Origin of the sequence: Bradyrhizobium sp. NP1, from assembly GCF_030378205.1 — a bacterium.
Lineage (GTDB): Bacteria > Pseudomonadota > Alphaproteobacteria > Rhizobiales > Xanthobacteraceae > Bradyrhizobium.
Window position 1 is genome coordinate 6,553,537 of record NZ_CP127385.1, and the last position, 25,924, is coordinate 6,579,460.

Annotated in this window: 23 protein-coding genes; 12 read left to right on the plus strand and 11 right to left on the minus strand. The window is 63.5% G+C overall.

Features of this window, described 5'->3' with window-relative positions; all coding sequences use genetic code 11:
• The first annotated feature begins 3 nt into the window (after window positions 1-3).
• Window positions 4-738, plus strand: a complete 735-nt coding sequence (locus tag QOU61_RS31725) for an MIP/aquaporin family protein (RefSeq protein WP_289655121.1) — start codon at window positions 4-6, stop codon at window positions 736-738.
• A 96-nt stretch (window positions 739-834) separates the two neighbouring features.
• On the opposite strand, the gene QOU61_RS31730 is transcribed toward QOU61_RS31725, so the two are convergent.
• The 3 genes from QOU61_RS31730 to QOU61_RS31740 all read right to left on the minus strand — a co-directional run bounded on the left by QOU61_RS31730 (window position 835) and on the right by QOU61_RS31740 (window position 3,547).
• Complete coding sequence (locus tag QOU61_RS31730) at window positions 835-993, minus strand: hypothetical protein (protein WP_289655122.1); 159 nt, start codon at window positions 991-993, stop codon at window positions 835-837.
• Window positions 994-1,288: 295 nt separating this feature from the next.
• Complete coding sequence (locus QOU61_RS31735) at window positions 1,289-2,767, minus strand: cytochrome-c peroxidase (RefSeq protein ID WP_289655123.1); 1,479 nt, start codon at window positions 2,765-2,767, stop codon at window positions 1,289-1,291.
• Between the two features lie 171 nt (window positions 2,768-2,938).
• Window positions 2,939-3,547, minus strand: coding sequence for a TetR/AcrR family transcriptional regulator (locus QOU61_RS31740; protein WP_289655124.1), 609 nt, complete (start codon window positions 3,545-3,547; stop codon window positions 2,939-2,941).
• Window positions 3,548-3,757: 210 nt separating this feature from the next.
• Between QOU61_RS31740 and QOU61_RS31745 the strand changes: the two genes are divergently transcribed.
• From QOU61_RS31745 to QOU61_RS31755, 3 genes are all read left to right on the plus strand, one after another.
• A complete protein-coding gene (locus QOU61_RS31745; RefSeq protein WP_289655125.1) occupies window positions 3,758-4,990 on the plus strand; it encodes an NADH:flavin oxidoreductase/NADH oxidase family protein in 1,233 nt (410 codons plus the stop codon).
• A gap of 189 nt (window positions 4,991-5,179) precedes the next feature.
• Window positions 5,180-5,605, plus strand: coding sequence for an IclR family transcriptional regulator (locus tag QOU61_RS31750; protein WP_289655126.1), 426 nt, complete (start codon window positions 5,180-5,182; stop codon window positions 5,603-5,605).
• Window positions 5,606-5,849: 244 nt separating this feature from the next.
• Window positions 5,850-9,125 carry an efflux RND transporter permease subunit gene (locus tag QOU61_RS31755; RefSeq protein ID WP_289655127.1) on the plus strand — a complete coding sequence of 1,092 codons (3,276 nt, stop codon included), beginning with the start codon at window positions 5,850-5,852 and terminating at the stop codon, window positions 9,123-9,125.
• A gap of 31 nt (window positions 9,126-9,156) precedes the next feature.
• Here QOU61_RS31755 and QOU61_RS31760 read toward each other — a convergent pair whose 3' ends face one another.
• The gene (locus QOU61_RS31760; protein WP_289655128.1) at window positions 9,157-9,945 is read right to left on the minus strand and encodes an IclR family transcriptional regulator; all 789 of its coding nucleotides are present in this window, start codon (window positions 9,943-9,945) and stop codon (window positions 9,157-9,159) included.
• A gap of 140 nt (window positions 9,946-10,085) precedes the next feature.
• Between QOU61_RS31760 and QOU61_RS31765 the strand changes: the two genes are divergently transcribed.
• Genes QOU61_RS31765 through QOU61_RS31790 form a run of 6 tightly spaced genes read left to right on the plus strand, consistent with a single transcriptional unit; the run spans window position 10,086 to window position 17,118 of the window.
• Window positions 10,086-11,075, plus strand: coding sequence for an ABC transporter permease (locus tag QOU61_RS31765; protein WP_289655129.1), 990 nt, complete (start codon window positions 10,086-10,088; stop codon window positions 11,073-11,075).
• Between the two features lie 8 nt (window positions 11,076-11,083).
• Window positions 11,084-12,031 carry an ABC transporter permease gene (locus tag QOU61_RS31770; protein WP_502876990.1) on the plus strand — a complete coding sequence of 316 codons (948 nt, stop codon included), beginning with the start codon at window positions 11,084-11,086 and terminating at the stop codon, window positions 12,029-12,031.
• Entirely contained in the window at window positions 12,028-13,014 is a 987-nt protein-coding gene (locus QOU61_RS31775; protein ID WP_289655131.1) for an ABC transporter ATP-binding protein, read from the plus strand. The genes QOU61_RS31770 and QOU61_RS31775 overlap by 4 nt, the downstream gene beginning before the upstream one ends.
• On the plus strand, window positions 13,011-14,039 hold the full coding sequence (locus QOU61_RS31780; RefSeq protein ID WP_289655132.1) for an ABC transporter ATP-binding protein: 1,029 nt from the start codon (window positions 13,011-13,013) through the stop codon (window positions 14,037-14,039). The genes QOU61_RS31775 and QOU61_RS31780 overlap by 4 nt, the downstream gene beginning before the upstream one ends.
• A 25-nt stretch (window positions 14,040-14,064) precedes the next feature.
• Window positions 14,065-15,654: an ABC transporter substrate-binding protein gene (locus QOU61_RS31785; RefSeq protein ID WP_289655133.1), complete on the plus strand. Its 1,590-nt coding sequence runs from the start codon at window positions 14,065-14,067 to the stop codon at window positions 15,652-15,654.
• Window positions 15,655-15,708: 54 nt separating this feature from the next.
• Window positions 15,709-17,118, plus strand: coding sequence for an amidohydrolase family protein (locus tag QOU61_RS31790; RefSeq protein ID WP_289655134.1), 1,410 nt, complete (start codon window positions 15,709-15,711; stop codon window positions 17,116-17,118).
• Window positions 17,119-17,188: 70 nt separating this feature from the next.
• Here QOU61_RS31790 and QOU61_RS31795 read toward each other — a convergent pair whose 3' ends face one another.
• The 7 genes from QOU61_RS31795 to QOU61_RS31825 form a co-directional block, all read right to left on the minus strand.
• Window positions 17,189-18,748, minus strand: a complete 1,560-nt coding sequence (locus QOU61_RS31795; protein WP_289655135.1) for a tetratricopeptide repeat protein — start codon at window positions 18,746-18,748, stop codon at window positions 17,189-17,191.
• Window positions 18,714-18,899: a hypothetical protein gene (locus QOU61_RS31800; RefSeq protein ID WP_289655136.1), complete on the minus strand. Its 186-nt coding sequence runs from the start codon at window positions 18,897-18,899 to the stop codon at window positions 18,714-18,716. The genes QOU61_RS31795 and QOU61_RS31800 overlap by 35 nt, the downstream gene beginning before the upstream one ends.
• 127 nt (window positions 18,900-19,026) lie before the next feature.
• Window positions 19,027-20,328, minus strand: a complete 1,302-nt coding sequence (locus QOU61_RS31805) for an MFS transporter (protein ID WP_289655137.1) — start codon at window positions 20,326-20,328, stop codon at window positions 19,027-19,029.
• 102 nt (window positions 20,329-20,430) lie between these two features.
• Window positions 20,431-21,168, minus strand: coding sequence for a TetR/AcrR family transcriptional regulator (locus QOU61_RS31810; RefSeq protein ID WP_289655138.1), 738 nt, complete (start codon window positions 21,166-21,168; stop codon window positions 20,431-20,433).
• Window positions 21,169-21,278: 110 nt separating this feature from the next.
• On the minus strand, window positions 21,279-22,370 hold the full coding sequence (locus QOU61_RS31815) for an ABC transporter substrate-binding protein (protein ID WP_289655139.1): 1,092 nt from the start codon (window positions 22,368-22,370) through the stop codon (window positions 21,279-21,281).
• 29 nt (window positions 22,371-22,399) lie between these two features.
• Window positions 22,400-23,263 carry an ABC transporter permease gene (locus tag QOU61_RS31820; RefSeq protein WP_289655140.1) on the minus strand — a complete coding sequence of 288 codons (864 nt, stop codon included), beginning with the start codon at window positions 23,261-23,263 and terminating at the stop codon, window positions 22,400-22,402.
• Window positions 23,260-24,156 (minus strand): ABC transporter permease, encoded by an 897-nt coding sequence (locus QOU61_RS31825; RefSeq protein WP_289655141.1) that lies wholly within the window; start codon window positions 24,154-24,156, stop codon window positions 23,260-23,262. The genes QOU61_RS31820 and QOU61_RS31825 overlap by 4 nt, the downstream gene beginning before the upstream one ends.
• Before the next feature lie 240 nt (window positions 24,157-24,396).
• Here QOU61_RS31825 and QOU61_RS31830 point away from each other — a divergent pair, with 240 nt between their 5' ends.
• Window positions 24,397-25,155 (plus strand): GntR family transcriptional regulator, encoded by a 759-nt coding sequence (locus tag QOU61_RS31830; protein WP_289655142.1) that lies wholly within the window; start codon window positions 24,397-24,399, stop codon window positions 25,153-25,155.
• A gap of 222 nt (window positions 25,156-25,377) precedes the next feature.
• Window positions 25,378-25,911: a PPC domain-containing DNA-binding protein gene (locus tag QOU61_RS31835; protein WP_289655143.1), complete on the plus strand. Its 534-nt coding sequence runs from the start codon at window positions 25,378-25,380 to the stop codon at window positions 25,909-25,911.
• Window positions 25,912-25,924 lie beyond the last annotated feature (13 nt).

Sequence of the window (25,924 nt, forward strand, 5' to 3'; positions counted from 1 at the left end):
TCAATGTCTGACCGGATCGCACCCAGGCTCCTCGTGGAGTTCATCGGCACTTTCTCGCTCATATTCATCGGCGCCGGCGCCGCGGCCGTGCTCGGCGATGGTGTCGGCTTGCCCGGCATCGCCGCGATCGCCTTTGCCCATGGTTTGACCGTCATGGTCTTTGCCTTCGCCTACGGCTCCGTGTCTGGTGGCCATTTCAACCCCTCCGTCACGACCGCCGTCCTCGCTGCCGGCGCCATGCGTGCGGGCGAGGCGGCCGGCTACATCGCCAGCCAGCTTGTGGGCGGTCTCCTTGGCGCGCTGTTGCTGCGGGCCGTGCTTGGGGGTACGGCAACCGGCCTCGGCACGCCGATGCTCGCGCACGACCTGGCCCTGGGCAATACGACCCTCACGGTCACGCCCTGGGCGGGCTTTGCGATCGAGGCGGTCCTCGCCTTTTTCCTGTGCACGGTCGTGCTCAGCACCGCGGTCGCGGGCCGCGCTGGAAATTTCGCGCCGCTGGCGATCGGCATGACGCTGACCCTCAACATCATCATGGGCGGACCACTCACGGGCGCAGCCTTCAACCCCGCGCGGGCGCTCGGCCCGATGGTCGCGACCGGAAATTTCAACGATGCCTGGCTCTACCTGGTGGCCCCAATCGTCGGCGCCATCATCGCGGCCATTGTGCACACAGGCGTCGCCCGACTCATCCACGAACGGATTGCGACGGCCGCTGCCCAAACACCCGCCGAGTGAGGTCAATAACAGGCTCGCCGTCGGTAACACGCACCGGCTTCGCAAACTTCGGACAACCGCATGGAGAACATGGCCGGCGCAAGCGCCGGCCATGAGCTAGCGGTTGAACGGCGGAGCGATACCGTGAAACGCGGCATAGCCGCTGGTTACGTGACCGACAGGATCGGTTTTGGCAGCGTGCGCTATCGTGGCGAACACAATCACAATGCAGGTGAGAATTCCTAACCAAGTCGACACGACGCTGATCTTGTTCATGGCTCCATCTCGCTTTCATGCGCGGAAACTACGAGAACGGCCCACCCAGGAGAAGACACGAAGGCGCGAACACAGTGTTTCGCCGCGGTTGATAATCACATCCTCTTTCGCCAGACCGTGAGCGCAGCAGCTGTGCGGGCGTCACCATCGTCCTGCCGTCATCCGACGCTCGTCAACTCCGAGAGGGCCCGGTTCGTGTTGGGACAGCCCAACGGGGGGCGTCGTCCGGATCGCCATTCCATGACATCGAAGCTCCCGTAGCACCCACAAAACGACGTCAGCCGAATTCGCGGGGCTATTTCTGGGTCGGCGCATATCCGTCCGTCAGCGTCTGCATGAAAGCCACCAACGCGTCCTCCTCCTGGTCGGTCAGACCCAGGTTTCCAGTCTTGCTCTTGTTCATGTTTTCGGTGGTCTCAGGGACCGGCCAGCAACCGGTCCCTTCGCGCGGATCGCGCGGCGCGCAGCGCGGCAGCACGTCGCGCGTATTGTAGAAATGGACGATCTGCTTCAGGCTCCTGAAGTAGCCATTGTGGCCGTATGCTTTCACGAAGTCGGGCGCCGGTCGCTTGTCCACATTGCGCAGTGTGGGAACCTTGAAGCGTCCTTGATTACCCGATGCCAGTGTCTTCCAGCGCGCATCGACAGCGGATGGCTGGCTGAGCGGATGGCCGTTCGCGAGGAAGGCGCCGACGCCGCCATCCACGAACGAGGAACCCTTGTTGTTCGCGACATAGCCGCGATCGTCCGGCGCATCTTCCATGTAGTAAGGGAGCCCCGGATTGGCTGGTGTCCCAATGTTGCTCGCGGTGGAATCCGTGAACAGCGGGTCTTCTCCGGGTCCGCCGTCGCGGTGGCATTCGTTGCATCGGCCCTTGCCGCGGAACACCTCGTAACCCTGCTGCTCCTGTTGAGTAAACTGCGCCTTACCGGCGAGCACGGCATCGTATTTCGACGAGAACGCGGTGACTTCGTGGGAGGCTTCGTAGCCCGCGATCGACTGCGCCATCTGGTCGAACGTCGTGGCGGCGCGGCCGCGATCGACCATGCTCAGATGCACGGGCGTCGGGTCGCCGGCGGCCGGCGGACCAGGGGTGTTACAGACACCTTCGACGTTGGTCGGCCAGTCGATTGCGAACGCCTGTGCGCCCCACACAGCTTCGAACAAGCCGCGATAGGGACGTTGCGAGGCGCGATAGACCGAACATGCAATGTCGGGAAGACCCATCTCGGTCGGGTTGGTCGGCGGACCTTCGGCCTGCTCGGCCGCAGGATTGCCGAGGCGCCGCCCGGTCGCACGCATGTCCCAGAAATTGCCGCCCACAAGATCGCCCTGGCCCTCATTGTAGTGCAGCACCGGCGCAAGCGGCGCATAGGTGTGGGTCTGCGGCTTGCGTTCGCTGAAACGGGTCCGAACCGACCCGGGATAGGCCCCTGTTGTCCGGTTGATCTCCGAGATCGGCCCGGTAAACCCGGTTTCCGGCATGTGGCAGAATGCGCAGGCCTCGTTACGATTGACCGAGAGTTCCTTGTCGTAGAGCAGCAGCTTGCCGAGCAGTTCGATCTGCTGGACCTGATTGTCAGGGAGGGACTTCAGGCGCTGCAAAGTATCCGTCTCGATCCGGTCAATTTCAGCTTCCAGGCGGGCGATCTCGGCGAGCGTCGCCGGCGAGAACGGCGCGGCACTCTCGCGGGCAGGCAGATTTGCTGCAGCCAGGAACGTCGCCGCGACCATGCCGGCCGGAAACGCAAATCCGATGTGCCACATTTTCATGAGCGCAGCCTCTTCGCTTCGGTAGAACGCCGTCGGCCTCTGTCGCCGCAAGTCCGAGCCATATTATCGCTGAGCGCCTCTGGCATCGATGGTTAGCTTGAAATTCGACCGGGTCATCTGCGGGTGCGGACATGGCGGGGACCGCAGAGACGACGTTCGCCCGGATTGCGACTACTCCGCCAGCACACGACAGATCTTCAGCGCGTCGGTGGCGACCGCATCGACGCTCTTTGCATAACCACCGCGAATCCAAACCTTCGTAATTTCCAGCACCGCGCCGGTCACACCGGCACGCACGAGCTCCCCCCTCTTCAATCTTGCGCTGGCGTTTGGAACGAGCGTTCGCGACAACAACTCGCCGAACTCGCGAAGCAGCGCCGCTCCTGCCTCATCGACGGCCGGCCCGACGCGGGAGATCTCCAGCACGAACAGCCGGGCGCCGACAGGATCGTCCTTCAGCGCCTGAAAATAGGTCCGCAGCACCGCATGGCAACGCTCGTCCGCTCCACCGCCGTGCTCAGCCCGGACCCGGTCGAGGCAATCGATCAATCGATGCGAAACGGTCCGGAAGGCGGCAATCAGCAGCGCCTCGCTGCTTTCGAATGATTCGTAGAAATAGCGCTCGGTGAGCTCTGCTGCCTCGCACACCGCCTTCACGGTCGCGTTACGGTAGCCGACCTCACCATAAACGCGGATCGCCGCCTCGATCAGCCGCTCGTGCCGTGCCAGCCGCCGCGCCTCGGCGGAATGCCCTCCGTACTGCCGTTCCGTCACCATCATCCTGCCTGCTCGAGCTACTTGACAATAGCTATTGTCAGATATTTAATTCTGACAATATCGTATGTCAGACGAAGAGACCAGACCCGCGATTGCGCAATCCCTGGCCTCCGATCGCATCGCGGCGCGCCAACGGGAAGTTTCCAGGCAAGCCGACGCAGCCCGCCAGCGCGAACACACTTGATAGCGCACCCAAACACCCGAGCCATTCACATGAGCCCCTTCACTCCCCTGGTTTTGCCCAATGGTGCCGTGATTTCCAATCGCCTCGCAAAAGCGTCGATGGAAGAAAACATGGCTGACTACGAACACCTGCCATCCGAGGACCTGTTTCGCCTCTATCGGGCCTGGGCCGACGGCGGCGCCGGCTTGATCCTCACCGGCAACGTCATGATCGATCGCCGCGCTCTCACCGGGCCGGGCGGCATCGTGCTCGAGAATGACAAGCACCTCGACAGGTTTAGCGAGTGGGCGCGGATAGGACGCAGCAAGGGCGGTCAGTTCTGGATGCAGATCAACCATCCCGGCCGTCAGGTCCCCGCGAACCTGGGCCAACCGACGGTCGCTCCGTCAGCCATACCGCTCGAGCTCGGGGCGTTGTCGCGCATGTTCCCGATTCCTAGGGAAATGACCGAGCAGGAGATCGATGACGTGGTGCGGCGGTTTGCGCGGACCGCGGCTCTGGCGGAGCGAGCCGGCTTCACCGGCGTCGAGATCCACGCAGCGCATGGTTACCTGATAAACCAGTTCCTCTCGCCCCTCAGCAACAGGCGGACCGACCGCTGGGGCGGATCACTCGACAATCGGGCACGCTTGCTGAGGACGGTTATCGAGGCTGTGCGTGCCCAGGTGCACCCGGCATTTTGCGTTGCCGTCAAACTCAATTCGGCGGACTTTCAACGTGGCGGCTTCGATACGGCCGACGCGCGCGGTGTCCTGGAGATGCTCAACGCACTGCCCATTGATTTGGTGGAGATCTCCGGCGGCAACTACGAGGCGCCGGCCATGCAAGGCGAAGCCCGCGATGGCCGCACGCTGGCGCGTGAAGCGTATTTCCTGGAATTTGCGAAGGAGATGCTGTCGACCGCGCGCATGCCGCTGATGGTGACCGGTGGCATCGGTCGGCTCGAGATCGTCGAACGTGTCCTGGCCAGCGGCATCTCGGTGGCGGGGATGGCCTCGGCGCTGGCCATCGAACCACGACTGCCGGCTCTGTGGCGCCAGGGAAAGGATGTGGAAGCGAAGCTTCGGCCGGTCACGTGGCGGCACAAGCTGTTGGCAGCACGGGCCTACATGGCAAGCATCAAGTACCAGCTGCGGGCGACCAGTCTCGGGCGATTGACGAATCCCAACGTCTGGCCGTTGCTCGCCTTTGTCATTGAACGACTGGACGTGAATCGCCGGTCCGCCCAATACCGCAGGTGGATGGCCGCGCATTCCTCGTAACAATGAAGATTGGCTATAGAGCCTCGATCGGCCCGCCCTTCCCTGTGGAAGGGCCAGGCTTATGTGCTTGCAGGCTAGCGGATCAAGCCGCCCGCCAGCAGGGAGGATACCTGCGATCGACACCGCCGCCGGTCAGGCCCGGATCAGCCATGGGAGTCGTGCAACCTCGCCGTTCTGCAGAACCACGAAGTGCTCTATCTGGAGCGCGTCGAATGCGACTGGCCGCTGCGCATGCAGCTGCAGGCCGGCTCGCGCGTTCCGATCCACGCGACCGCGTCCGGCAAGCTTCTGATCGCCCAGATGTCGGAACGCAACCGCAAGGCGCTGCTCGGCAGCATCCAGCGGCAAAAGTTCACCGGCAACACGCTCGTCGGCCTCGACGAAATGGAAGCCGAATGCCGCAAGATCCGCGCCAACGACCTTTCGATCAACAAGGAGGAATACCATCTGGGCCTGATCGGCGTGGCGGTGCCCGTCCGCAGATCGGACGGCACGGTGATCGCCGCCTTGTCGATCCATGCCCCGAGCTTCCGCATGTCCGTCGAAACGGCGCTGAGCTACGTGCCGCTGTTGAAGGCTTCCTCGGCCAAGATCGTCTCCGAACTCGGATTGTGAGATCAGCCGGCTAGCTTGCGGGCGCTGCGCCCGGAGCAGCCTCGCCGCCAGCGCGATCGCCTCGAAAAGCCGGCAATTCAGCGTTTGGCGCCCTTTTTGGCGCCTTTATTCGGGTTTTTGCGCATTTATTCGGGTCAGGCAATCGCGGCGGGCGTGTGGCGACGCCGTGTGACATAGTGCGGCGCTTGCATTCGAGGCGCCGCCGGTTAGAAGCTGACCCGCAAAAACGTCGATCGTGCACGTCATGGGTCTCTCCGCCCTTTTTATCCGCCGTCCAGTTGCCACCACGCTGCTGTCGCTGGGACTGGTGGTGGCGGGCGCAATTGCATTTTTCAAGCTGCCGGTCTCGCCGCTACCCGATGTCGACATTCCGACCATTTCGGTGCAAGCAACCTTGCCCGGGGCCAGTCCTGCCGACGTGGCCGCAACGGTCGCGAGCCCGCTTGAACGTCACCTTGGCCAGATCGCCGATGTCACCGAAATGACGTCGGCGAGCTTCCTCGGCTCCGCTCGCATCAATCTGCAGTTCGGCATCGATCGCGACATCAACGGCGCGGCGCGTGACGTTCAGGCGGCAATCAACGCAGCGCGCGCCGACCTGCCGAGCAGTCTGCGGAGCAATCCCACCTACCGCAAGTTCAATCCCGCATCGGCACCGATCCTGATCTATACCTTGACGTCGGACACCCTGACGCCGGCCGAACTCTATGACGCCGCCTCAACCGTGCTCGCCCAGAAGCTCTCGCAGGTCGAGGGGGTCGGCGAGGTCTCCGTCAGCGGCGGATCGCTGCCCGCCGTGCGCGTCGAGCTGATCCCTTCGGCGCTGTACAAATACGGCATCGGGCTGGAGGACGTTCGCGCCGCGCTCGGCAGTGCCAACGCGCACAGCCCGAAGGGCGGCATCGATGTCGGGAACCGGCGCTACCAGATCTATTCCAACGATCAGGCCAGAAAGGCGGAGGACTACAAGTCGCTGATCGTTGCCTACCGCAACGGCGCGGCGGTGCGCCTGACAGATGTCGGCGATGTCGTCGATTCCGTCGAAAACGTGCGCACGCTGGGCCTTTCCAACGGCAAGCCGGCAGTCATGATGATCGTGTACCGGCAGCCCGGCGCCAACATCATCCAGATGGTCGACCGCGTGAAGACGCTAATGCCGCAGTTGCGGGCGTCGGTCTCGCCCGCTATCGACATCAACCTCGCGGTCGACCGCTCGAAGACGATCCGGGCATCGCTGCGGGACGTCGAAATCACGCTGGTCATCGCCGTCGCCCTGGTGATTCTCGTGGTGTTTGCGTTCTTGCGCAACGCGCGCGCGACGCTGGTGCCGGTGGTAGCGGTCTCGGTGTCGCTGGTTGCGACCTTCGCCGTCATGTATCTGCTGGGATATAGCCTCGACATCTTCTCGCTGATGGCGCTTACGGTCGCGACCGGATTTGTGGTGGACGACGCCATCGTCGTGCTGGAAAACATCACGCGTCACATGGATGCGGGAAAGTCGACGCTGGATGCCACGCTGCTTGGCGCCCGCGAGGTCAGTTTCACAGTGCTGTCGATGAGCGTGTCATTGATCGCGGTCTTTGTCCCGATCCTGCTGATGGGTGGCCTGGTCGGCCGCCTGTTCCGCGAATTCGCCATGACAATCACGATTGCCATCGTGATCTCGCTCGTGATCTCGCTGACGACGACACCGATGATGTGCGCCGTGCTGCTGCGTGGAAATCGCGACCAGACTCACGGGTGGATCTATCGGGCCAGCGAGCGCGTCTTCGATGTCATGTTGAACGGCTACCGGCGGTCGCTCGCCATCGCGCTGCGTCATCCGCGCTCGGTGATGCTGATCCTGATCGCGACCCTGGGCCTGAACTTCCATCTCTACGGGGTCGTCCCGAAGGGCTTCGTCCCGCAGCAGGATACTGGTCTGTTGATCGGATCGATCCAGGCCGATCAGCATACCTCGTTTCAATTGATGAAACAGAAGCTCACACAATTCATTGCCATCGTCAAAAGCGATCCGGCGGTCGACACCGTGGTCGGCTTCACCGGCGGCAGCGGTCCGGGTCCGGGCGGCTCGACCAACACCGGCACGGTGTTCGCATCGCTGAAGCCGCTCGGCGAACGCAAATTGCCGGCCGAGCAGGTGATCGCCCGGCTGCGCGGCGAGCTGGCGGCGGTGGCGGGCGCCACGCTGTTCCTGCAGTCGATCGGAGATCTCGGGGCCGGAGGACGTTCGGGCAACGCCGCGTATCAATACACGCTGCAAGGCTCGACGTTCGATGAGCTGAACGAATGGACACCGAAGCTCGTCGCGGCGCTTCAGGCCGTGCCGACTTTTGCCGATGTCAGCAGCGATCAGCAGAACAAGGCTCTGCAATCGAATCTGATCATCGATCGCGATGCCGTCGCCCGCCTCCGGCTGACGGTCGGCCAGATCGACAACACGCTCTACGATGCCTTCGGGCAGCGACAGGTCTCGACGATCTACGTCGCGCGCAACCAGTATCACGTGATCATGGAGGTCGCGCCGCCCTACTCGCAGAATCCGCAGACGTTGAGCGAGGTCTATGTCAGCACGTCGGGCGGATCAGCGAGCGGCTCACAGACCACCAACGCGGTGGCCGGAACGGTCGTTTCGCCATCGCAGAAGACCTCGGTCAGCTCGGTCGCGGCAAATGCGGTGCGAAATCTCGCGACCAACTCGATCGGCGCCGCCGGCAAGGGAGCCTCGTCGACCGGGACAGCCGTCAGCACCAGCCCGGAGACAATGATTCCGTTGTCCAGCGTTGCCCGGTTTGCACAGGATGAAACGCCGCTGGTCGTCAACCATCAGGATCTTCTGGTCGCCAGCACCGTCTCCTTCAATCTCCCGCCGGGCGTCTCGCTGAGCACCGCGGTCACGGCAATCGAGGCGACCATGAGCCAAATCGGCATGCCGGCGAGCATTCACGGCGGGTTTGCGGGAGCCGCCAAGATCTTTCAGCAATCGCTGGCGAGCGAGCCGTTTCTCATTATCGCGGCGTTCGCGACCATCTACATCACGCTCGGCATGCTTTACGAAAGCTACATTCATCCGCTCACGATCCTGTCCACGCTGCCCTCGGCCGGCGTTGGCGCGGTGCTGGCGCTGATGCTTTTTCGCACGGAATTCGACATCATCGCGATGATCGGGGTGATCCTCTTGATCGGCATCGTGAAGAAGAACGCCATCATGATGATCGACTTCGCACTCGACGCCGAGCGTCAGCGCGGGCTGTCGTCGGCCGACGCCATCCACGAAGCCTGCCTGATGCGGTTCCGGCCGATCATGATGACCACGATGGCCGCCCTGTTCGGCGCGGTCCCGCTGATGATCGGCTTGGGCGAGGGCAGCGAGTTCCGCCAGCCGCTGGGCATTGCGATCTTCGGCGGGCTGATCCTCAGCCAGATCCTCACGCTTTATACCACCCCGGTGGTCTATCTCTATCTCGATCGTCTCCGGCACTGGAGCCAGAGGCGAAGGGCCGCGCGCAGCGTTCGGTGATCGAGCTCCTGAGAAGTCGGAACCCCATGACTCAGAGGACCGCCTCGATGCGACCCACGGCGCCCAGCAATACGGCGGCAACCTTCTTTTCGCGCGGCTCCAGCACCGATTGAATACCGGGCGTCTGCAGCACGAAAGCCACCCGCCCCAGCCCGTCGCGGACGGGTGCCGCCAGCGTCATGATCCCCGGCGTGTATTCGCTTCGACCGACGGCATAGCCACGTTGCGACGTCATCCTGATTTCGGCCAGCAGGTCGTGCCGCCGGGTCAGCGTATGCGGCGTATACGCGCGCGGCTTGCGACGCAGCGCGGCCTTGATGGCATCAGGCGAGCTGAACGCCAGCCGCGCGCGCAGCTGCGTCGGCGCATCCCAGGGATACCGGAATCCGACATGCACGGCCGCGAGCAGTTCGCCCGCGCGCTCGACCTTGTCGACCGCGACGAAATCGTCGCTCTCGTCAACCCGGCACAGGATGCTCGGCAACCCGGTCTCGGCCGACAGCCGCACCAGTTCGTCGTGCACCTGCGCTGAGAAGTCGCGGCGCCCGGTCAGACGAGCGAGATCGCGCAACAGCGAAGCGCCGAGGCTGTAGCGGCGCCGATCGGCATCGTAAACGACCCAACCCTCGGCATTCAGCGTACGCAGAATGTTGAAGCAATGGCTCTTGGTGATGGCAAGATCGGCGGCGATCTCAGACAGATTCACACCCTCGCTGCCGTGCCCGTCCAGATAGCGCAGGATCGCGATGCATTTGGCGACCGCCGGAACGGCTTGCTCCACGTCAAGGCGGCTTCTCGTCGTCTGCTGCTTGCCCGCCACTTCCTGCCCTCTTGACAACACCGGGATCGAGTCCACACAATCGCGTATATAGAACATTGTTCTGCATATAGAACAAGATCAATCGACACGGTCGCGGCGGTAATCCACTGCGCGGTGTCGCGGAGGAGCCAGGGGCACGGATGCTGCGCTTTCTGACCAATCGCCTGCTGCAGGCCGCCGTGGTGATGCTCGCGGTGGGCGCGATCTCCTTCGCGCTGTTTCGCTATGTCGGCGATCCCGTGGAGATGATGCTCGGCGTCGACGATCCCGCGGAGATGCGCGAGCAACTGCGCGTGCAGCTCGGCCTCGATGCCCCCGCGCCGGTGCAGTTTGCGCGTTACCTGCTCCGATCCGCCGGCGGCGATTTCGGCCTCTCGTACCGGACGCGGGAGCCGGTCGGAGCCATGATTTTCTCAAGGTTGCCGGCGACGCTGGAGCTGGTGTTCTGCGCGACACTGTTTGCGATCGCGGCCGGCATTCCGCTCGGCATCGCCGCTGCGCTCAACCGCCGCAACTGGATCGGGCGGTTGGTCGACACGATGTCGCTGGTCGGTGTGTCGATGCCGACCTTCATGACGGGAACGCTTCTCATTCTCCTGTTCTCCGTCACCTTCAACCTCCTGCCCTCGTTCGGGCGCGGCGAAACCGTTCGGCTCGGCTGTTGGACAACCGGGTTCCTGACCTTGAGCGGGCTGAAGTCGCTGCTGATGCCGTCGATCACGCTCGGCCTGTTTCAGATGACCTTGATCATGCGACTGGTTCGCGGCGAGATGCTGGAGGTGCTTCGCGCCGATTTCATTCGCTTTCAGAGGGCCCGGGGCCTGCCCAACGGGCTGATCCATTTTCGCCACGCATTGCGCAACAGCCTGATGCCGGTGGTGACTGTCGCGGGCCTGCAGCTCGGAAGCCTGATCGCGTTCACGATCGTGACCGAGTCGGTCTTCCAGTGGCCGGGCATGGGACTCCTGTTCGTCCAGTCGATCAACAACGTCGACGTGCCGGTGATGGCCGCCTATCTGATGGTGGTGGCGGCGTTCTTCGTCGGCATCAACGTCATCGTTGACATCCTGTACGTCCTGATCGACCCGCGCCTGCGCGGCGGGATGGCAACCGGCGGGGCGGCGGCTTGACCATAACGATCAAGGCCGCGCAGTTGGCACGTCCCGCCCCTTCGTCCGCCATGCGGCGGCTTTGGCGCAGCGACGTGTTCCGGCTTTTTCGCACGTCACCGGCGGCGGTGGTCGCTGCGATCCTCGCACTGACGTTTGTGGCGCTGGCGCTGTTCGCACCGCACCTCGCCCAGCAGAATCCTTACGACCCGGCAAGCTACGACATCGTCAATTCCGAGCGGCCGCCGGCTTGGATGGCCGAAGGAACGCGGCAATATCTGCTCGGCACCGACGATCAGGGTCGCAGCATCCTCGCCCTGATCCTTTACGGCCTGCGTATCTCGATGCTGGTCGGCCTGATCAGCATTGCAATTGCGATTGTCGTCGGCGTCGCGCTCGGACTGATCAGCGGCTATCTCGGAGGCTGGATCGACACCGTCGTGATGCGGATCGTGGATGTCCAGGCGAGTTTCCCGCCGATCCTGATCGCGTTGCTGATCGACGGCGTGGCGCGCGCGGCGATTCCGGCCCAGCGTCACGAGGACGTCGGCATCCCCGTGCTGATCGTCTCGATCGCACTGTCGAAATGGGCGCTGTTCGCCCGTACCATGCGCGCTTCCGTGCTGGTGGAAAAGAAGAAGGAATATGTGCAGGCGGCGCACCTGCTGTTCCTCAATCCATTCGCGGTGATGCTGCGACACGTGCTGCCGAACGCGCTCGGTCCGGTGCTGGTGCTCGCGACCGTCAACCTTTCGATGGCTATCCTCACCGAAGCGACGCTGTCGTTTCTCGGCACCGGCGTTCCACCCACCACGCCCTCGCTGGGCACGCTGATCAAGATCGGCAACGACTACCTGTTTTCGGGCGTCTGGTGGATCACCGTCTTTCCAGGCCTCGTGCTGATCGCACTGGTATTCTCGTTCAACGTGCTGGGCGACTGGCTGCGCGACGTGCTCAATCCCCGCCTGCGAACATGACCCATCCACTCCCCCCTCTGCTTGCCGTGCGCAATCTGTGCGTGCTGTTCGACCGGCATGACGGCCCGATGACGGCCGTGCATGACGTCTCGTTCGAGCTCGGCGCCGGCGAGATCCTCGGTCTGGTCGGCGAATCCGGCGCAGGAAAGAGCCTGACCAGCATGGCAATTGCCGGGCTCGTCGATTTTCCGGGCCGGATTTCCGCCACCGCCATCGAGCTCGGCGGACGGCGCATCGACCATCTCGCGCCACAGGCATTGCGCCACGTACGCGGACGCGAGATCGGGGTGATCTTCCAGGACCCGCTGACGAGCCTCGATCCGCTGTTCACGATTGGCGACCAGCTTGTCGAAACCATCCGGGTGCATCTTCCGCTGACGGCCGCGCAAGCGCAACGCCGTGCCCTCGACCTGCTACGCCAGGTCGGCATCGCCGCCCCCGAGCAGCGCATCGGACATTATCCGCACCAGCTTTCCGGCGGGATGCGCCAGCGTGTCGTGATCGCGCTTGCGCTGTGCGCCGAGCCAAAACTGCTGATCGCCGACGAACCGACGACCGCGCTCGACGTGTCGATCCAGGCACAGATCATGATGCTGCTGCGCAAACTATGCCGAGAGAACGGCATCGCGATCATCCTGGTCACCCATGACATGGGCGTGATCGCGGAGACGGCCGATCGTGTCGCCGTGATGTATGCCGGCCGCATCGTCGAGATCGGCCGCACCGCCGACATCATTCAGCGGCCGTGCCATCCCTATACGAGGGGGCTGATCGGCGCGATCCCCAGGATTGGCCATCGTCGGCGCCGTCTGGTCCAGATCGAGGGCGCAATGCCGCGGCCGCCGTTTGCGCACGCGGGATGTGCCTTCGCCGCGCGATGCGGAAAAGCGGATGCGTATTGCCGCTCGACCGTCCCGGCCCTGGTGCAGACGGCGGCGCAGCAGGCGGCGTGTTTTCATCTGGAAATGGAGGCGCTGCCGTGACCGCCGCCAGCGACAACCACCCGCTGCTTCGCGTGGAAGGCCTCGCAAAGAGCTTTGCGCTTTCAGAAGGCGCACTGGGCCATCGCCGGCGGGGTGCGCGGGTGCACGCCGTCAACGGTCTCAGCTTTTCGGTTGATCGCGGCCAGACCCTGAGCCTGGTTGGCGAATCCGGCTGCGGCAAATCGACCGTCGCGCGACTCGTAACCGGGCTGCACAGGCCGGATAGCGGCGCGGTCTATATCGACGGCACCGAGGTTTCGCGGCTGCGCCGGCGTCGTGACCTGAGGCCGTTCGGACGTCGCCTGCAGATGATCTTCCAGGACCCTTTTGCGAGCCTCAATCCGCGATGGCGCGTCGCGCAGATCGTCGCGGAGCCGATGCGGGCCTTCGCGCTCACCTGCGAGCGGTCCGCGATCGAGGCACGCGTGGCTGAACTCCTGACCCAGGTCGGGTTGCGGCCGGAAGATGCGCAGAAATTTCCCCACGAATTTTCCGGCGGGCAGCGACAGCGCATATCGATCGCCCGCGCGCTCGCCAGCAATCCCGAATTTCTGGTTTGCGACGAGCCGACCTCGGCGCTGGACGTGTCCGTGCAGTCGCAGATCCTCAACCTGCTTACCGAGCTGCAGGAGCGGTTGAAGCTCGGCTATCTCTTCATCAGCCACAATCTCTCTGTGGTCTACCACGTCTCGCATCGGGTCGGCGTGATGTATCTCGGGCGGCTGGTCGAGATCGGCCCCACCGACGCCATCTTTTCCAGGCCACGCCACCCCTATACCCGCCTTCTGCTCGACACGGTGCCCGACATCGAGATGTCCGGCCGCAATCGCCGTCCGATTACCGGCGAAGTGCCCAACCCGATCGATCTGCCGCAAGGATGCGTTTTTCATCCGCGCTGCCCGCTGGCGCGGGATGTCTGCCGCAAGGTCGCGCCGGCGGTGACGCAACGCGAGGACGACGTCAGCGTCGCCTGCCATGCGGTCACCGAAAGCTGGAATCAGGAATTCGACGGGCCGCATCCATAGCGGCGAAGGTGGAGGACGATCTCGAATGCGACGCGCATCCCGACAACTGACAGCGGCAGCCTGCCTGCTGATCGCCGCATTCGCCGCGGGCGCAAGTCCGGCATGGTCCAAGCCGTTCAGCTGGGCGTTCCAGACCGACATCAATGAGCTGGATCCGCAGGCGCGGCGGGTGGTGTTTACCCGCACCTTCCTTGCCAACATCATGGAACCGCTGGTCAGCTACGGCAAAGACCTGCAGATCGAGCCGGTACTCGCTGAAAGCTGGTCGCTGGTCGCCCCGGACCGCTGGCGCTTCAAGCTGCGCAAGAACGCGACCTTCTCGAACGGCTACCCGTTCGGCGCCGATGACGTCGTCGCGACGTTCGAACGCGGCATGAACGAGGCCTCGCCCTATCGCGGCGCGTTGGCCGGCGCGAAGTCTGTCGAAAAGATTGACGACCTGACCGTCGACATCCTGACCAGCGGGCCGTATCCGATCCTGACCCGAGACCTCACCGACGTCCTGATTTTCAGCAAGAGGTGGCTGGAGGAGCACGCGGCGCTGGCGCCGGTCGATCCGACCAAGGGCCAGGAAAGCTACACCCTGCGTCACATCCTTGGCACCGGACCGTTCGCGCTCAGGAGCTATGAGCCTGACAGCAAGATCGTGCTCGAGGAGAACACGACGTGGTGGAACGCCGCGCGCAAGGAGCATAACCTCACCGAGGTCACCTTCCGTCCGATCAAGGCATCGCCGACGCGCGTCGCCGCCCTGCTCTCGGGCGAAGTCGACATGATCTATCCGGTCGCCCTGCAAGACGTCGACCGCATCAGGCAGTCCGGCGGCTTCAAGATCGTCGAGGGACCCGACATCACCACGATGTATCTTGGCATGCGCATCGGCCAGGACAAGCTCACAACCGGCGAGCCGAACCCCTTCAAGGATATCCGCGTCCGCCAGGCTCTCTACCAGGCGATCGACACCAAAACCCTGGTGGATCGCATCATGCGGGGCAAGGCGACCGAGGCGACGGTGCTGATGTCGCCATATCATCAGGGGTACGACAAGCGTTTCGGCCGGCGCGCGCAACCCTACGACATCGAGGGCGCCAGGAAGCTTCTCGCCGCGGCAGGCTACCCCAACGGCTTCAAGGCTTCGATGGTCTGTCCCAACGATCGCTACGTCAACGACCAGGCGATCTGCATCGCGCTCGTCGGCATGCTCGCCAAGGCCGGCATCAAGGTGGATCTGCAATCGGTGCCGGCGTCACGCTGGCTGCCGATGATGAACAATGCCGAAACCGACATGTGGGTCGGCGCCTGGACGGCGGTCGGCACGATCGATGCACACAGCTACCTTCACACCATCATGCATTCGCGCGACGAGAAAAAGGGTTTCTTCAACGCCGGCCTGTACAGCAACAAGCGGATGGATGAACTCGAAGAGCTTGTCGCCCGCGAAACCGACGACGCAAAGCGGCTCGCATACCTCTACGAGGCGTTCTCGCTGCACCGCCAGGACTTGCCGCAGATTCCGCTGCTTCAGCCCATGCTGATATGGGGCATGAAGGACAGTATCCACGTCCACCAGCTTCCCAATTCAAGCTTCAACCTGCGCTGGGTCCGCGTGGATTGACGCCATCCGGACCCGCCTCACCCCGTCCCCGCCAAATCGAGCGAATTTCTCGGCATGAAACGCACCCTCATCACAAATGGCTGCATCATCTCCATGGATCCCGCCATCGGCGATCTCGCGACCGGCGACATCCTGATCGTCGGCGATCGTATCGCTGAGATCGCACCCCGCATCGACGCCAAAGCCGACGAAACCATCGATGCCGGCGGCCAGATCGTGCTGCCGGGCCTAATCAACGCGCATATTCACTCCTGGCAGACGGCCTTGCGCGGTCTCGGCGGCGACTGGGCCGGCTCCGACTATTTCAACTTCTTCCATCAGACGCTCGCGCCGCGCTACGCGCCCGAAGACACCTACATCGGGACGCTGGTCGGCGCGCTCGCGCAGATCGATGCCGGCGTCACCACGATCTTCGACTGGTGCCACAACAACGCGACGCCTGCCCATACCGATGCCGCGATCGACGCGCTGTTCGAATCCGGCATTCGCGCGCTGTTCGGCCATGGCACCGTGAAACCGAAACAGAAGCCGGGAGAGCCGCATTTCTCGCAGGTCCCTCACCCGGTCGCCGAGATCGCGCGGCTGCGCAAGCAGCGGCTCTCGGGCGATGACGGGCTGGTCACGCTCGCGATGGCCATTCTCGGGCCGGATTATTCGACGATCGAGGTTTGCCGGCAGGATTTTCGCCTGGCGCGCGAATTTGACCTGCTCACCAGCGCCCACGTCTGGGGCCGTCCCAACCGCCTCGTCTCCGGCGGCTATCGCACGCTCGCTGGCGAGGGGCTGCTGGGGGAAGACCACAATCTGGTGCACGGCAACTATATTGCCGACGACGAATTGAAGGTCATCGTCGACCACGGCGCCTCCGTGACATCGACCGCGGCCGTCGAGCTGCACTTTCACGTCAGCGAACCCTTGACCGGACGGGTCAAGCGAATGGGCGGCTTTCCGTCGATCGCGATCGACAGCGAAGTCGCCGCCCGCGGCGACATGTTCGACGTCATGCGGTTTGCGCTGCGCGCCCAACGCCTTTTCGACAATCAGGCTACTGTCAAGCGCATGGAGGCGGACGGCTCCGCATCCGAGTTCGCACGCCGCAATCAGCCGGTTGGCACCGGCGGCTCGCCGATCAGCCAGGTGTCCGTCAAGACCCGCGAGGCTCTCGAATGGGCAACCCTGAACAATGCCAAGGCAATGCGGCTCGACCACCGGATCGGCACGCTCACGCCTGGAAAGCAGGCTGATCTCATCCTGATCCGAACGGACCGGCCACACATGGTGTCGGCGCAGGATCCGGTTCAGGCCGTCGTCTATTACGCGCAAGGCAGCGACGTCGATACCGTTCTGATCGGCGGACGGATCGTCAAGCGCGACGGGCATTTGCTGTGCGATCGCTGGGACCAGCACAAGGCTCAACTCCAGGCATCGGCGAAGCGGCTGCTCGATCACGACCCGATGCGATAGCGGAACAAAAGAACAATAACGTTCATAGCGTCCGGCACACGCCGGTCGCTGCCCTGCCCTGAGCCGCGGGCTACGCAGCCGTCCTTGTCGCGATCATGGCAGCAACGGCATCGAGGGCCTTCTCGATCGCCCTGTGGCGATAAGCCCAGCGTGGGTCGTCTGCCGGCTTGGCGATCACCATCGTGGCGTTGGTTTCGAACAGCAGCACCTTTCCGTCGTCATCGAGGGCGAAATCGACCCCCGCATAATCGAGGCCGAGCACGTTTCCAATCCCTGCAAGGGCAGCCATGGCCTTTTCGCCAAGCACAGCCGGCATATCTTCCAAAAATTCGGCTTCCTCCAGACGATGCTCCGGGTTTGCCGCCATATCGGACGTGAAGTAATGGACTTTCCAGTCCTGCGATATCGCCAGATGCAGCGGATAGAGCCGGCCGTCGATGATCATCACGCGGTACTTCCGCGCGTTGCCATCTTTGCCGCGCGCATTCAAATGCTCGATGACGAGAAGTTCCTCGCCGGGAAGCGCGGCTACGGCCTCGCACAGGTCGGCCGCCTGTCGTACCAGCGAGAAATTGCGGCCGGTGTGATAGCCGGGAGAGCGCAAAAGCACCGGGAAGACAAAGCCTCGCCCGGCCAGGGCATCCGCGCCATCGGGGCCGGCCAAAAGCTTTCGAGCCACCGCCATCGTTCGCGCCGTCTTGACGCCTCCTACGCCCCGAAGGCGCACCGTGTTCTCGATCCGACCGGTCTTCAGCACCGCCTTGGGATCGTTGATGACGGGTACGGCGGTCTGCGCAACAAGGCGGCTGGCGACCTCCAAAGCCTCCGCGCAAAGATCAGCATCGCCGATCGCGTTGAAGATCAGCCGATGCGGCGGCAGTCCTGCCGAGGCATCGAAGTGGTCGGCCACGAGAATGGTGGTCTGATAGCGCATGTCGTCGAGAAGCAGGCTGGTCGGGATGTTGCCGCCACCCGAGGATACCAATTGCAACAGCTGCAGCGGCGCCTTGTCGCCACGGTAAGGCAAAGTGGAGATCGCGTGCTGCCGAAAGCCTTTCCTGAAATGCTCGCGCGCATCGGCGCGCTCGCCCAGATCCGCCAGCACCGCCCCAAGCCCCTGATGCGCGGTCGCGTGGTCGGGGTCGATCTGCAACGCCGCCTCATAATGTCGACGTGCATCCTCATGCTTGTTGGCACGCAAAAGCAGATTGGCGAGGTTGACATGGCCCATCGGATTTCCCGGATGATGCAGTATCGCTTCCGAATAAACACGGCAGGCCGCATCGATCGCGCCCATGTCCGTCAGGAGGGCGCCGAATTCATTCAGTGCGCTGAAGTGGGTCGGGAATTTTCGCAGGATGCCGACAAAGGCGAGCTTGGCGTCCTCACGACGGTTAATCGCGGCAAGCAGGACGGCCCGTTCAATTTCGAGAGCGACGACATCCTCGCGCGGCTCGTGGAGCAAAAGCTCTAGCTGACGCAGCCTCGCTTCCTGCGCCCGACGCGGTCCCCAGCCGCTGTCAGCTCCGGTGGTCGGAATTGGCGCGGCTCGCTTTGCGCACATCGCTTGTCCGGCATTGTCCACGCGTCCAGGATCAAACAGGGTTTGCCGATTCGCCCGCGTTGCCAATGCCTCCAGCCATTACATATTTGTAATCCAGGTGCTGGAGCGTGCCGGTCGGGCGACCGCCCGTCTGTCGACAGACCGGCAAATCTGAAGAATTCCTTAAGTTAAAAATATCGATAGCGAACGCGGCCCGCAGCAGGGCCAGCGCTTTCAAGGCCAATCCCCGGGCAAAGCCGACGACGATACGAGCTAGCTGTTTCGCGCCGCCGTGAAGAATTTCGTCCCGTCGACAAAGCGGTTGGGGCGGCCAGGGACGGTCACCCGACACTTTATTCCATTGTTCACGTCGCCGCCTGCCCCGAGCGGCCGGGTGCTCCAAGCTGCTCGTGCGGCGGCATCGCGCGCTCCTGCTCGGCGGCGAGATCGGTTCCGTTGGTCTCAGGCAGGAACAGCGCTGCGACGATCAGGATGGCATAGGCGCCGACCGTGAAGACGCCGATGGCCTGGCCGAGGTCGAGCGTCGCGCTGAGATAGCCGACCAGGGTTGGAAACAGGGCGCCGATCGCGCGACCGGCGTTGAAGCAGAAGCCCTGCGCCGTGCCGCGAATCCGTGTGGGGAAAAGCTCGGTCAGAAACGGTCCCATCGGCGCGAATATGCCGTTGGCGCAGAAGCCGAGCGGAAACCCGAGCAGCAGGATCGCGGTGTCGCCCAGTGGCAAATGCGTGTAAGCGAAGGCGAGCACGGAGGCAGCAATGGCGAACACGAAGAACGTCCTGCGCCGCCCGATCGCATCGGCCAGGTGCGCAGCCGCCACGCAGCCGCACCAGGCCCCCACGATGATCACGAGCAGATAGCCGCCCGTGTTCAATACCGAGAGGTCGCGCGTGGTCTTGAGATAGGTCGGCAGCCAGATCGACAGCGCGTAGTAGCCGCCCTGCACGCCTGCCGCCACCAGCACGCACAGGATCGTACGGACGAGATAGGCCGGCGCGAAGATGCTGAAGATCCCGGCAAAGGTGGCCTCGCCACCGTCGCGGGCGCGCGCGCGATCGAACACGTCCGGCTCGCGGACCGACTTGCGGATATAGAGGACGAACAGGGCCGGCAGCAACCCGACCCAGAACATCGCACGCCACGCGATGTCGGCCGGCAGCAGGGAGAACAGCAGCGTGAACAGAATGGCCGAAGCGCCCCAGCCGATATGCCAGGAGGCCTGAACGACCCCGACCGCACGGCCGCGGTATTGCGCGCGGATGACCTCGCCGATCAGCACGGAGCCTGCGGCCCATTCGCCGCCAAAGCCCAGGCCCTGCAGCCCCCGGCATATCAGCAGTTCGGTGAAGTTGCTGGTGAAGCCGCTCAGGAAAGTGAAGACCGCAAACCAGACGATGGTGATCTGAAGCATCCGTACCCGACCGAAGCGATCCGCCAGGACCCCGGTCAGCCAGCCGCCCAACGCCGAAATCAGCAGCGCCGCGGTGCCGAGCAGACCCGCATCGGTGCGACTGATCCCCCAAAGCGAGATCAAGGTCGGAACAACAAAGCTGTAAACCTGGACATCGAAGGCGTCGAGCGCCCAGCCCCCGCCGGTCGCGATCATCGTCTTGCGCTCGCGATCGTCGAGCTCTCGCAGCCACCCCATGGCGTTTCTCCCGTACGGAGGCGCTTGCTCGCCTCTTATTCATACGATCGTTTGATTGAATGGACATGTCAAGGGTACCGTTTCGCGACCGCAAGAGGCCGGCTAGCGCTGCGTGCGCCGCGCCGGGCCGGCTGCGCGTCCGGGACCGCGGCTTTCGCTCAGCGCCGCGGCTGCGCGGAAGCCCGCGGCCGCATAGGCCACCAGTTCACGGATCGCCTGATCGCCGCTTACGCGCTGCGCCTTGTGCTTTCCCTGCAACCCCTTCGGCGGCCGCGTCATTCGTGATGGGCCGCCCATGGCGTAGATGATGGCGCCGATCACGAAATTGTAGCGCCAGATCACTTCGTTCAGCGACAGGTGCGGCAGCGCGCGCGCGAGCGCGCCGATGAACCGCGAGCGAACCGGCTCATAATACTTTTCCAGGAACGCGGTTTCGTTGGGCGAGGAAAATGCATGGCTCAGAAACTGCATGACGACCATCGCGCGGGCATTGCCGGCCGCTTCCGCGGCGAGCCGCAGTGGCGGGCTGACCAGCGCCTCGATAATGGATTCGAGCGGAGGCGACCGGCCGTGCCCTGCCTCCGCTTCGGCCGCGTCCAGCCGAATGAGGCGCTGCTCGTTCAGGGGAACGACCCTGCGGCGGAAGATCTCCTCGAACAGCTTCTCCTTCGAGCCAAAATGGTAGTTGACCGAGCCCAGATTGGTGTCGGCGGCGGCCGCGATGGCTCGAATCGAAACCTCTTCCGGCCCATGCTCGGCAAACAGTCGTTCCGCGACATCCAGTATCTGCTGCCGTGTCCGCTCGCCGATGATTGCCGTGTTGTGGCCGCGCCGCTTCAAGATGATGCTCCGCCTGATTGTCCGACGGACAATAGCGGTTCCGATGCCCGGATAAAAGTTGCGGCGCGGCGGCGCGCCGGCCGCGGCCGGAAACGGGCGAATGGCGCGCCTCAGGCGCTCTTGACGCGGTTGAATGCGGTGATCCAGTTGCTGATGTCGTCGGGGAATGACAGCTCGTGGCTCTTGATCTTGCCGTCGAAGATGGCGTAGCCGAGCGTGGTCCGCTCGGCCTCGGACAGGCCCTCCGAGCCGGCCGTGGTTGTCGCCAGATAGCCGTTCACCTTCGTGATCTCCGAGGCATAATCCTTGCCGAGCATGGCATTGACGAGGGCCTCGCCGCCTTCCGGATTCTTCGCGGACTTCGGGATATAGGCGCTCTGCGAGAACGACAATACGCCTTCCTTGACCCAGGCCGAGCCGATGTCGAGCCCCTTCTGGCGCAGCTCGGTGCGAACCGGGATCGGCGCATAGGCCACGACCACCTCGCCGCTGGCAAACAGTCCTACTTCCTGTGCAAACGTCGTCCAGAAGGTCCGTACGTTCTTTTTCTTCTTGATGAGGAAGTTCGTGACCTCGTCGAGATCCTTGCCCTTGATCTTCTCGGGTTCGGCGTGGCCAAGATAAAGCCCGGCGGCAAAGATCATCTGCTGAGCTGTGTCCATCCAGGCGATGCGGCCGGCATATTTGTCCTCGAAGATCGCTCCCCAGGACTGGATGTCGTCATCCTGCACTTCCTTGCGGTTGTAGATGACCGTGTCGAAGCCGAGGAAGACCGGGATCATGAAGGTCTGGCCGTCGCGGGTGACGACATCCTTCTTGAGAAAGGTTTCGAGCTGCGCCGCGTTCGGCACCTTCGACAGATCGAAAGCACGCACACGCTCCATCCCCGATTTCGGCCCGAGCGCGCCGGCCTTCGACAGGCTGGTGGTCCCGATCATGACGTCGAACAGGTTCGCCCCGCCCGGCGTCGCCAGCCGCGTGACATTGTCGGTCGTGGAGACGAACGGGCCGTCCTTGATCTCCCGGCCGACGCTCTGCTGCAGGATGTCGCGCAACGGGCCCGCGAGCAGCGCATTGACGCCCATGAAGCCGACTGGCTCGGCCGCAGACAGTTGCGGCATCATCGCCAGCATGCCGGCGGCGCCCGCGCCGGCGAGCAGCTCCCGCCGCGAAATGGCGTTCAATTTGCGATTTGCACCCATGGCCCCCAACCTCCTTCAAGCGGAAAGCATCATTCCGCAGCGACGCCCGCGTTGCTGTCGCGCCCCGCAACCCAGAACCCCGCGAGCGAAACCGCGATCGAGATCAGCGTGATGGTCATGCCGACCGCCGGCATGAATGGCGACATTTCCTGCACGACCAGAGTCCACAGATGGGTCGGCACCGTCCGCTCGGTGCCGATCAGGAACAGCGTGCGGATAAACTCGTCGAACGACAGTGTGAATGCGAACAGGAAGGTCGCGATCACGGCGGGCCGGATCAGCGGGAACACGATGCGGCGGAACGTCACGAGCGGCGTCGCGCCGAGATCCATGGCCGCCTCCTCCAGCGAACGGTCGAACATGTGGAGGCGTGGATACAGCGTCATGAATGCGAACGGCAGCGCCCAGCTGACATGCGCAACCAGCGCGGTCGTCCAGACGCCGAACGGCACCCCCAGGTAGCCGAAGAACATCAGGAGCACGACGCCGCTGACCACGCCCGGCACCACGATCGGAATCAGCACGATCTGCAGCAGCACGGACTTGAGGAAGACGCGGCGGCGGAAACCCATCGCCATCAGCAGCGCGAGAACAGTTGCGATGGCTCCGCTTGTGATCCCGAGCAGCACACTGTTAGCGAGCGCGTGGTGAAGCGCGGGATCATGGGCGATCACCGCATACCAGCGCAGCGTAAGCCCCTTGATCGGCAGCCCGACAAAGACCGAATCGTTGACCGACAGCAGCGCCAGCGTGCAAATCGGGGCATAGAGCAGCAGGAAGAAGATCGCGAGGTAGATCCGTGTTCCCACGACCCATGGCGACAGCGATCGCCGGACCCGGCGCGCAGGAGCCGACATCCCCTCGATGGGATTTCTTGTGGCCGCCGTGCTCATGCCTCACCACCTGAAAGCAGTTGCCGCAAGCCGACCTTTCGTCCGGAAAACAGCAGCACGGTCATCACCACCGAGATCAGCGCGACCGATAACGCGCTGCCCAGCGCCCAGTTGTTGGCACCAAGAAACTGGCTTGCAATGACGTTGCCGAACATCTGGCCCGACGTGCCGCCAAGCAGCTGCGGCGTGACATAGGCCCCGCAACTCAGCAGGAAGACCATCGTGCAGCCCGACAGCACGCCGGTCATGCTGAGCGGAAGAACGACACGAATGAAGGTCTTGACCGGGCCCGCGCCGAGGTCGGCAGACGCCTCGAGGATGGCGGGATCGAGCTTGCTCAAGGAGATATAGATCGGCAGGATCATGAACAACGCGTAGACATAGATCAGGCCGACATAAACCGCGCCCTCGTTGTAGAGCAAACCGTCGACGGAGATATCGGCCAATCCGATCGACTGCAGGCCGTAGCTGACCAGGCCGTTGCGGCCGAGCATCGGCACCCAGACGAAGGTACGAATGACGTAGCTCGTCCAGAACGGAAGGAAGACGGCGAGCGTCAACAGCGATTTCGCGCGGCCGGTCGCGCGCGCCATCGTCCAGGCCACCGGATAGGACAGCACGAGCGACAACAGCGTCGTGATCGCCGCGATCCGTACGGTGCGCAGCATGGTGTAGGCGTAGGTCGGATCGGCGATCACCGCGAGGTAGTTGTCGAGGTTCCAGTCCGGCTCGGTGGAGAAGATCGTCGATCGCCAAAACGACATGACCAGCATCAGCACGATCGGAAGAATGCTGAAGGCGAGCAGCCACAGTGCTGCCGGCGCGACCATCAGCGTGCCGGCGATCGCCGGCGCGCGCAGCCGCGGTCGTGTCGTGGCCCCGACCTGACGCATGTCTCCTCCGGATTGAGCCGGCTCGCCGTTGCGGCGAACGGCCGTCGTTCTGATCCTGCCGGATGCTAGACCCAATTGACCGAACAAATCAATCGGATTTTGCAGATTGCGATTTCGTATGCTGGCCGGCGCCACGCAGTGCTTGCGCAAGCCGCGAGATCGGCTACACATTTCCTGGTATTTTGGTCCGCCGACAAGCCGGCCTTCGAAACAGAACAACCACCGCTGAGAGCGCACGCAATGAAACGGGACAACGCCGACGGGACCGACGGCAAACGCCAACCGCTTTATCGGCAGATTGCGGAAGCACTCGAAAGCAGGATCACCGCCGGCAAATATCCCATCGGTTCAAAACTGCCCACCGAGCACCAGCTCGTCGCCAAGCACCGGATCAGCCGCGCCACCGCGATCGCCGCGCTCGACTATCTGGAGGCCCAGGGCTTCGTCTATCGGCGACCCCGGCTCGGGACCGAGGTTGTCTCGCGTTATCCGATCAAGCAGCAGGTGACGGAAGGCGACGTGTTTCATGATTGGGCGCGGATGGGCACCGAATACAAGCTTGAGATCGTCGATCGCGAGATCGTCAAGATCCCGCCGCAGCTGCGCGAAGGCCGCACCCAGATGGGCGGCAACTGGCTGCATCTGATCGGCGTGCGCCGCGCCGGGCGGTCCGAAAAACCGATCTGTGTCGCCGAGATCTACGTTCACCCCGATTATGCGGGAATCTCGGACGATATCGATCGCTTTCCCCCGCGCGTCTTCGCCATGATCGAGGAGAAGTTCAACCTGGCCATCCGCACCGTGCAGCAGGAGCTCCGTGCGGTCATCGTCACGCCGGAGCGCGCCGATCTGCTCCAGATCTCGAGGAAATCGCCCGCGCTCGAAATCGTCCGCTGGTACTGCGGACCGAACTCGAAGCCGATCGAGGTCACCGTGGATACCCATCCCGGCGATATCTTCACCTACAAGAGCGAAGTGCACCGCGGGCAGTTCCGCTAAGCCGCCAGCGGCCGCAGCAGGCTGCACGTCCCTCCGCAGGGCCCTCGCTTTCACGATCGGTGATGCGCATCTTCATCGCCGCTGATCCGGCACGCGCAGCCGCGAGCATGCGACCGCCTTGACGGGCCCAAGCCGCGGTGAGACATATGACCGGTCAATTGCAAGAGCGTGCCGGTCGGATCTCGCGCCAGCGGCACCAGCGAACAACGAAAGCAAAGAGCCATGGTCGACGTCATCGCCAAAGCACGGGTCACCGACATCATCTACGCGCAACTGTCCAAGGATGCCGATCTCTACAACGAGATCATGGAAATCTGCCGGCGCGAGAACATCTCCACCGGCTACGTTCTCAACGTCATCGGCGGCTTGCGCAAGGCCCGGCTCAGCATGCCGGTAAAGGCCGACTCCAACGATGCACCGCCCGGCGTGCGCGAATGGGAAGGCGGCCTGATTGAATGCCAGGCGCTCGGCATCATCGGCCGGACGGTCGCGACGTATGATTCGGAAAAGGTATCCGGAATCATCAATCGCGCCGGCGAGCCTTATCTGCACGTGCACGCGACCATCACGGTCGCCGGCGAGACCTTCATGGGCCATTTGATCGAGGGCTGCATCGTGCGCTCGCTCGACAAGCAGTCGCACTTCACCATCACGCTGGCAAAGACCGAGGGCGCCACGCTGAATTTTGACGTGACCAAGACTGTCACGGCAAAATACCCGACGGGCATTCCGATCCACGAGCTGGTGCAGAACTAGAACCGTAACGGGC

Coding starts and splice junctions, on each gene's coding strand:
- QOU61_RS31775 (WP_289655131.1), top strand. CDS start 12,028: ATGACCCATCCACTCCCCCCTCTGCTTGCCGTGCGCAATCTGTGCGTG.
- QOU61_RS31745 (WP_289655125.1), top strand. CDS start 3,758: ATGAGCCCCTTCACTCCCCTGGTTTTGCCCAATGGTGCCGTGATTTCC.
- QOU61_RS31740 (WP_289655124.1), bottom strand. CDS start 3,547: ATGATGGTGACGGAACGGCAGTACGGAGGGCATTCCGCCGAGGCGCGG.
- QOU61_RS31820 (WP_289655140.1), bottom strand. CDS start 23,263: ATGAGCACGGCGGCCACAAGAAATCCCATCGAGGGGATGTCGGCTCCT.
- QOU61_RS31765 (WP_289655129.1), top strand. CDS start 10,086: ATGCTGCGCTTTCTGACCAATCGCCTGCTGCAGGCCGCCGTGGTGATG.
- QOU61_RS31755 (WP_289655127.1), top strand. CDS start 5,850: ATGGGTCTCTCCGCCCTTTTTATCCGCCGTCCAGTTGCCACCACGCTG.
- QOU61_RS31815 (WP_289655139.1), bottom strand. CDS start 22,370: ATGGGTGCAAATCGCAAATTGAACGCCATTTCGCGGCGGGAGCTGCTC.
- QOU61_RS31790 (WP_289655134.1), top strand. CDS start 15,709: ATGAAACGCACCCTCATCACAAATGGCTGCATCATCTCCATGGATCCC.
- QOU61_RS31725 (WP_289655121.1), top strand. CDS start 4: ATGTCTGACCGGATCGCACCCAGGCTCCTCGTGGAGTTCATCGGCACT.
- QOU61_RS31825 (WP_289655141.1), bottom strand. CDS start 24,156: ATGCGTCAGGTCGGGGCCACGACACGACCGCGGCTGCGCGCGCCGGCG.
- QOU61_RS31735 (WP_289655123.1), bottom strand. CDS start 2,767: ATGAAAATGTGGCACATCGGATTTGCGTTTCCGGCCGGCATGGTCGCG.
- QOU61_RS31805 (WP_289655137.1), bottom strand. CDS start 20,328: ATGGGGTGGCTGCGAGAGCTCGACGATCGCGAGCGCAAGACGATGATC.
- QOU61_RS31835 (WP_289655143.1), top strand. CDS start 25,378: ATGGTCGACGTCATCGCCAAAGCACGGGTCACCGACATCATCTACGCG.
- QOU61_RS31730 (WP_289655122.1), bottom strand. CDS start 993: ATGAACAAGATCAGCGTCGTGTCGACTTGGTTAGGAATTCTCACCTGC.
- QOU61_RS31785 (WP_289655133.1), top strand. CDS start 14,065: ATGCGACGCGCATCCCGACAACTGACAGCGGCAGCCTGCCTGCTGATC.
- QOU61_RS31830 (WP_289655142.1), top strand. CDS start 24,397: ATGAAACGGGACAACGCCGACGGGACCGACGGCAAACGCCAACCGCTT.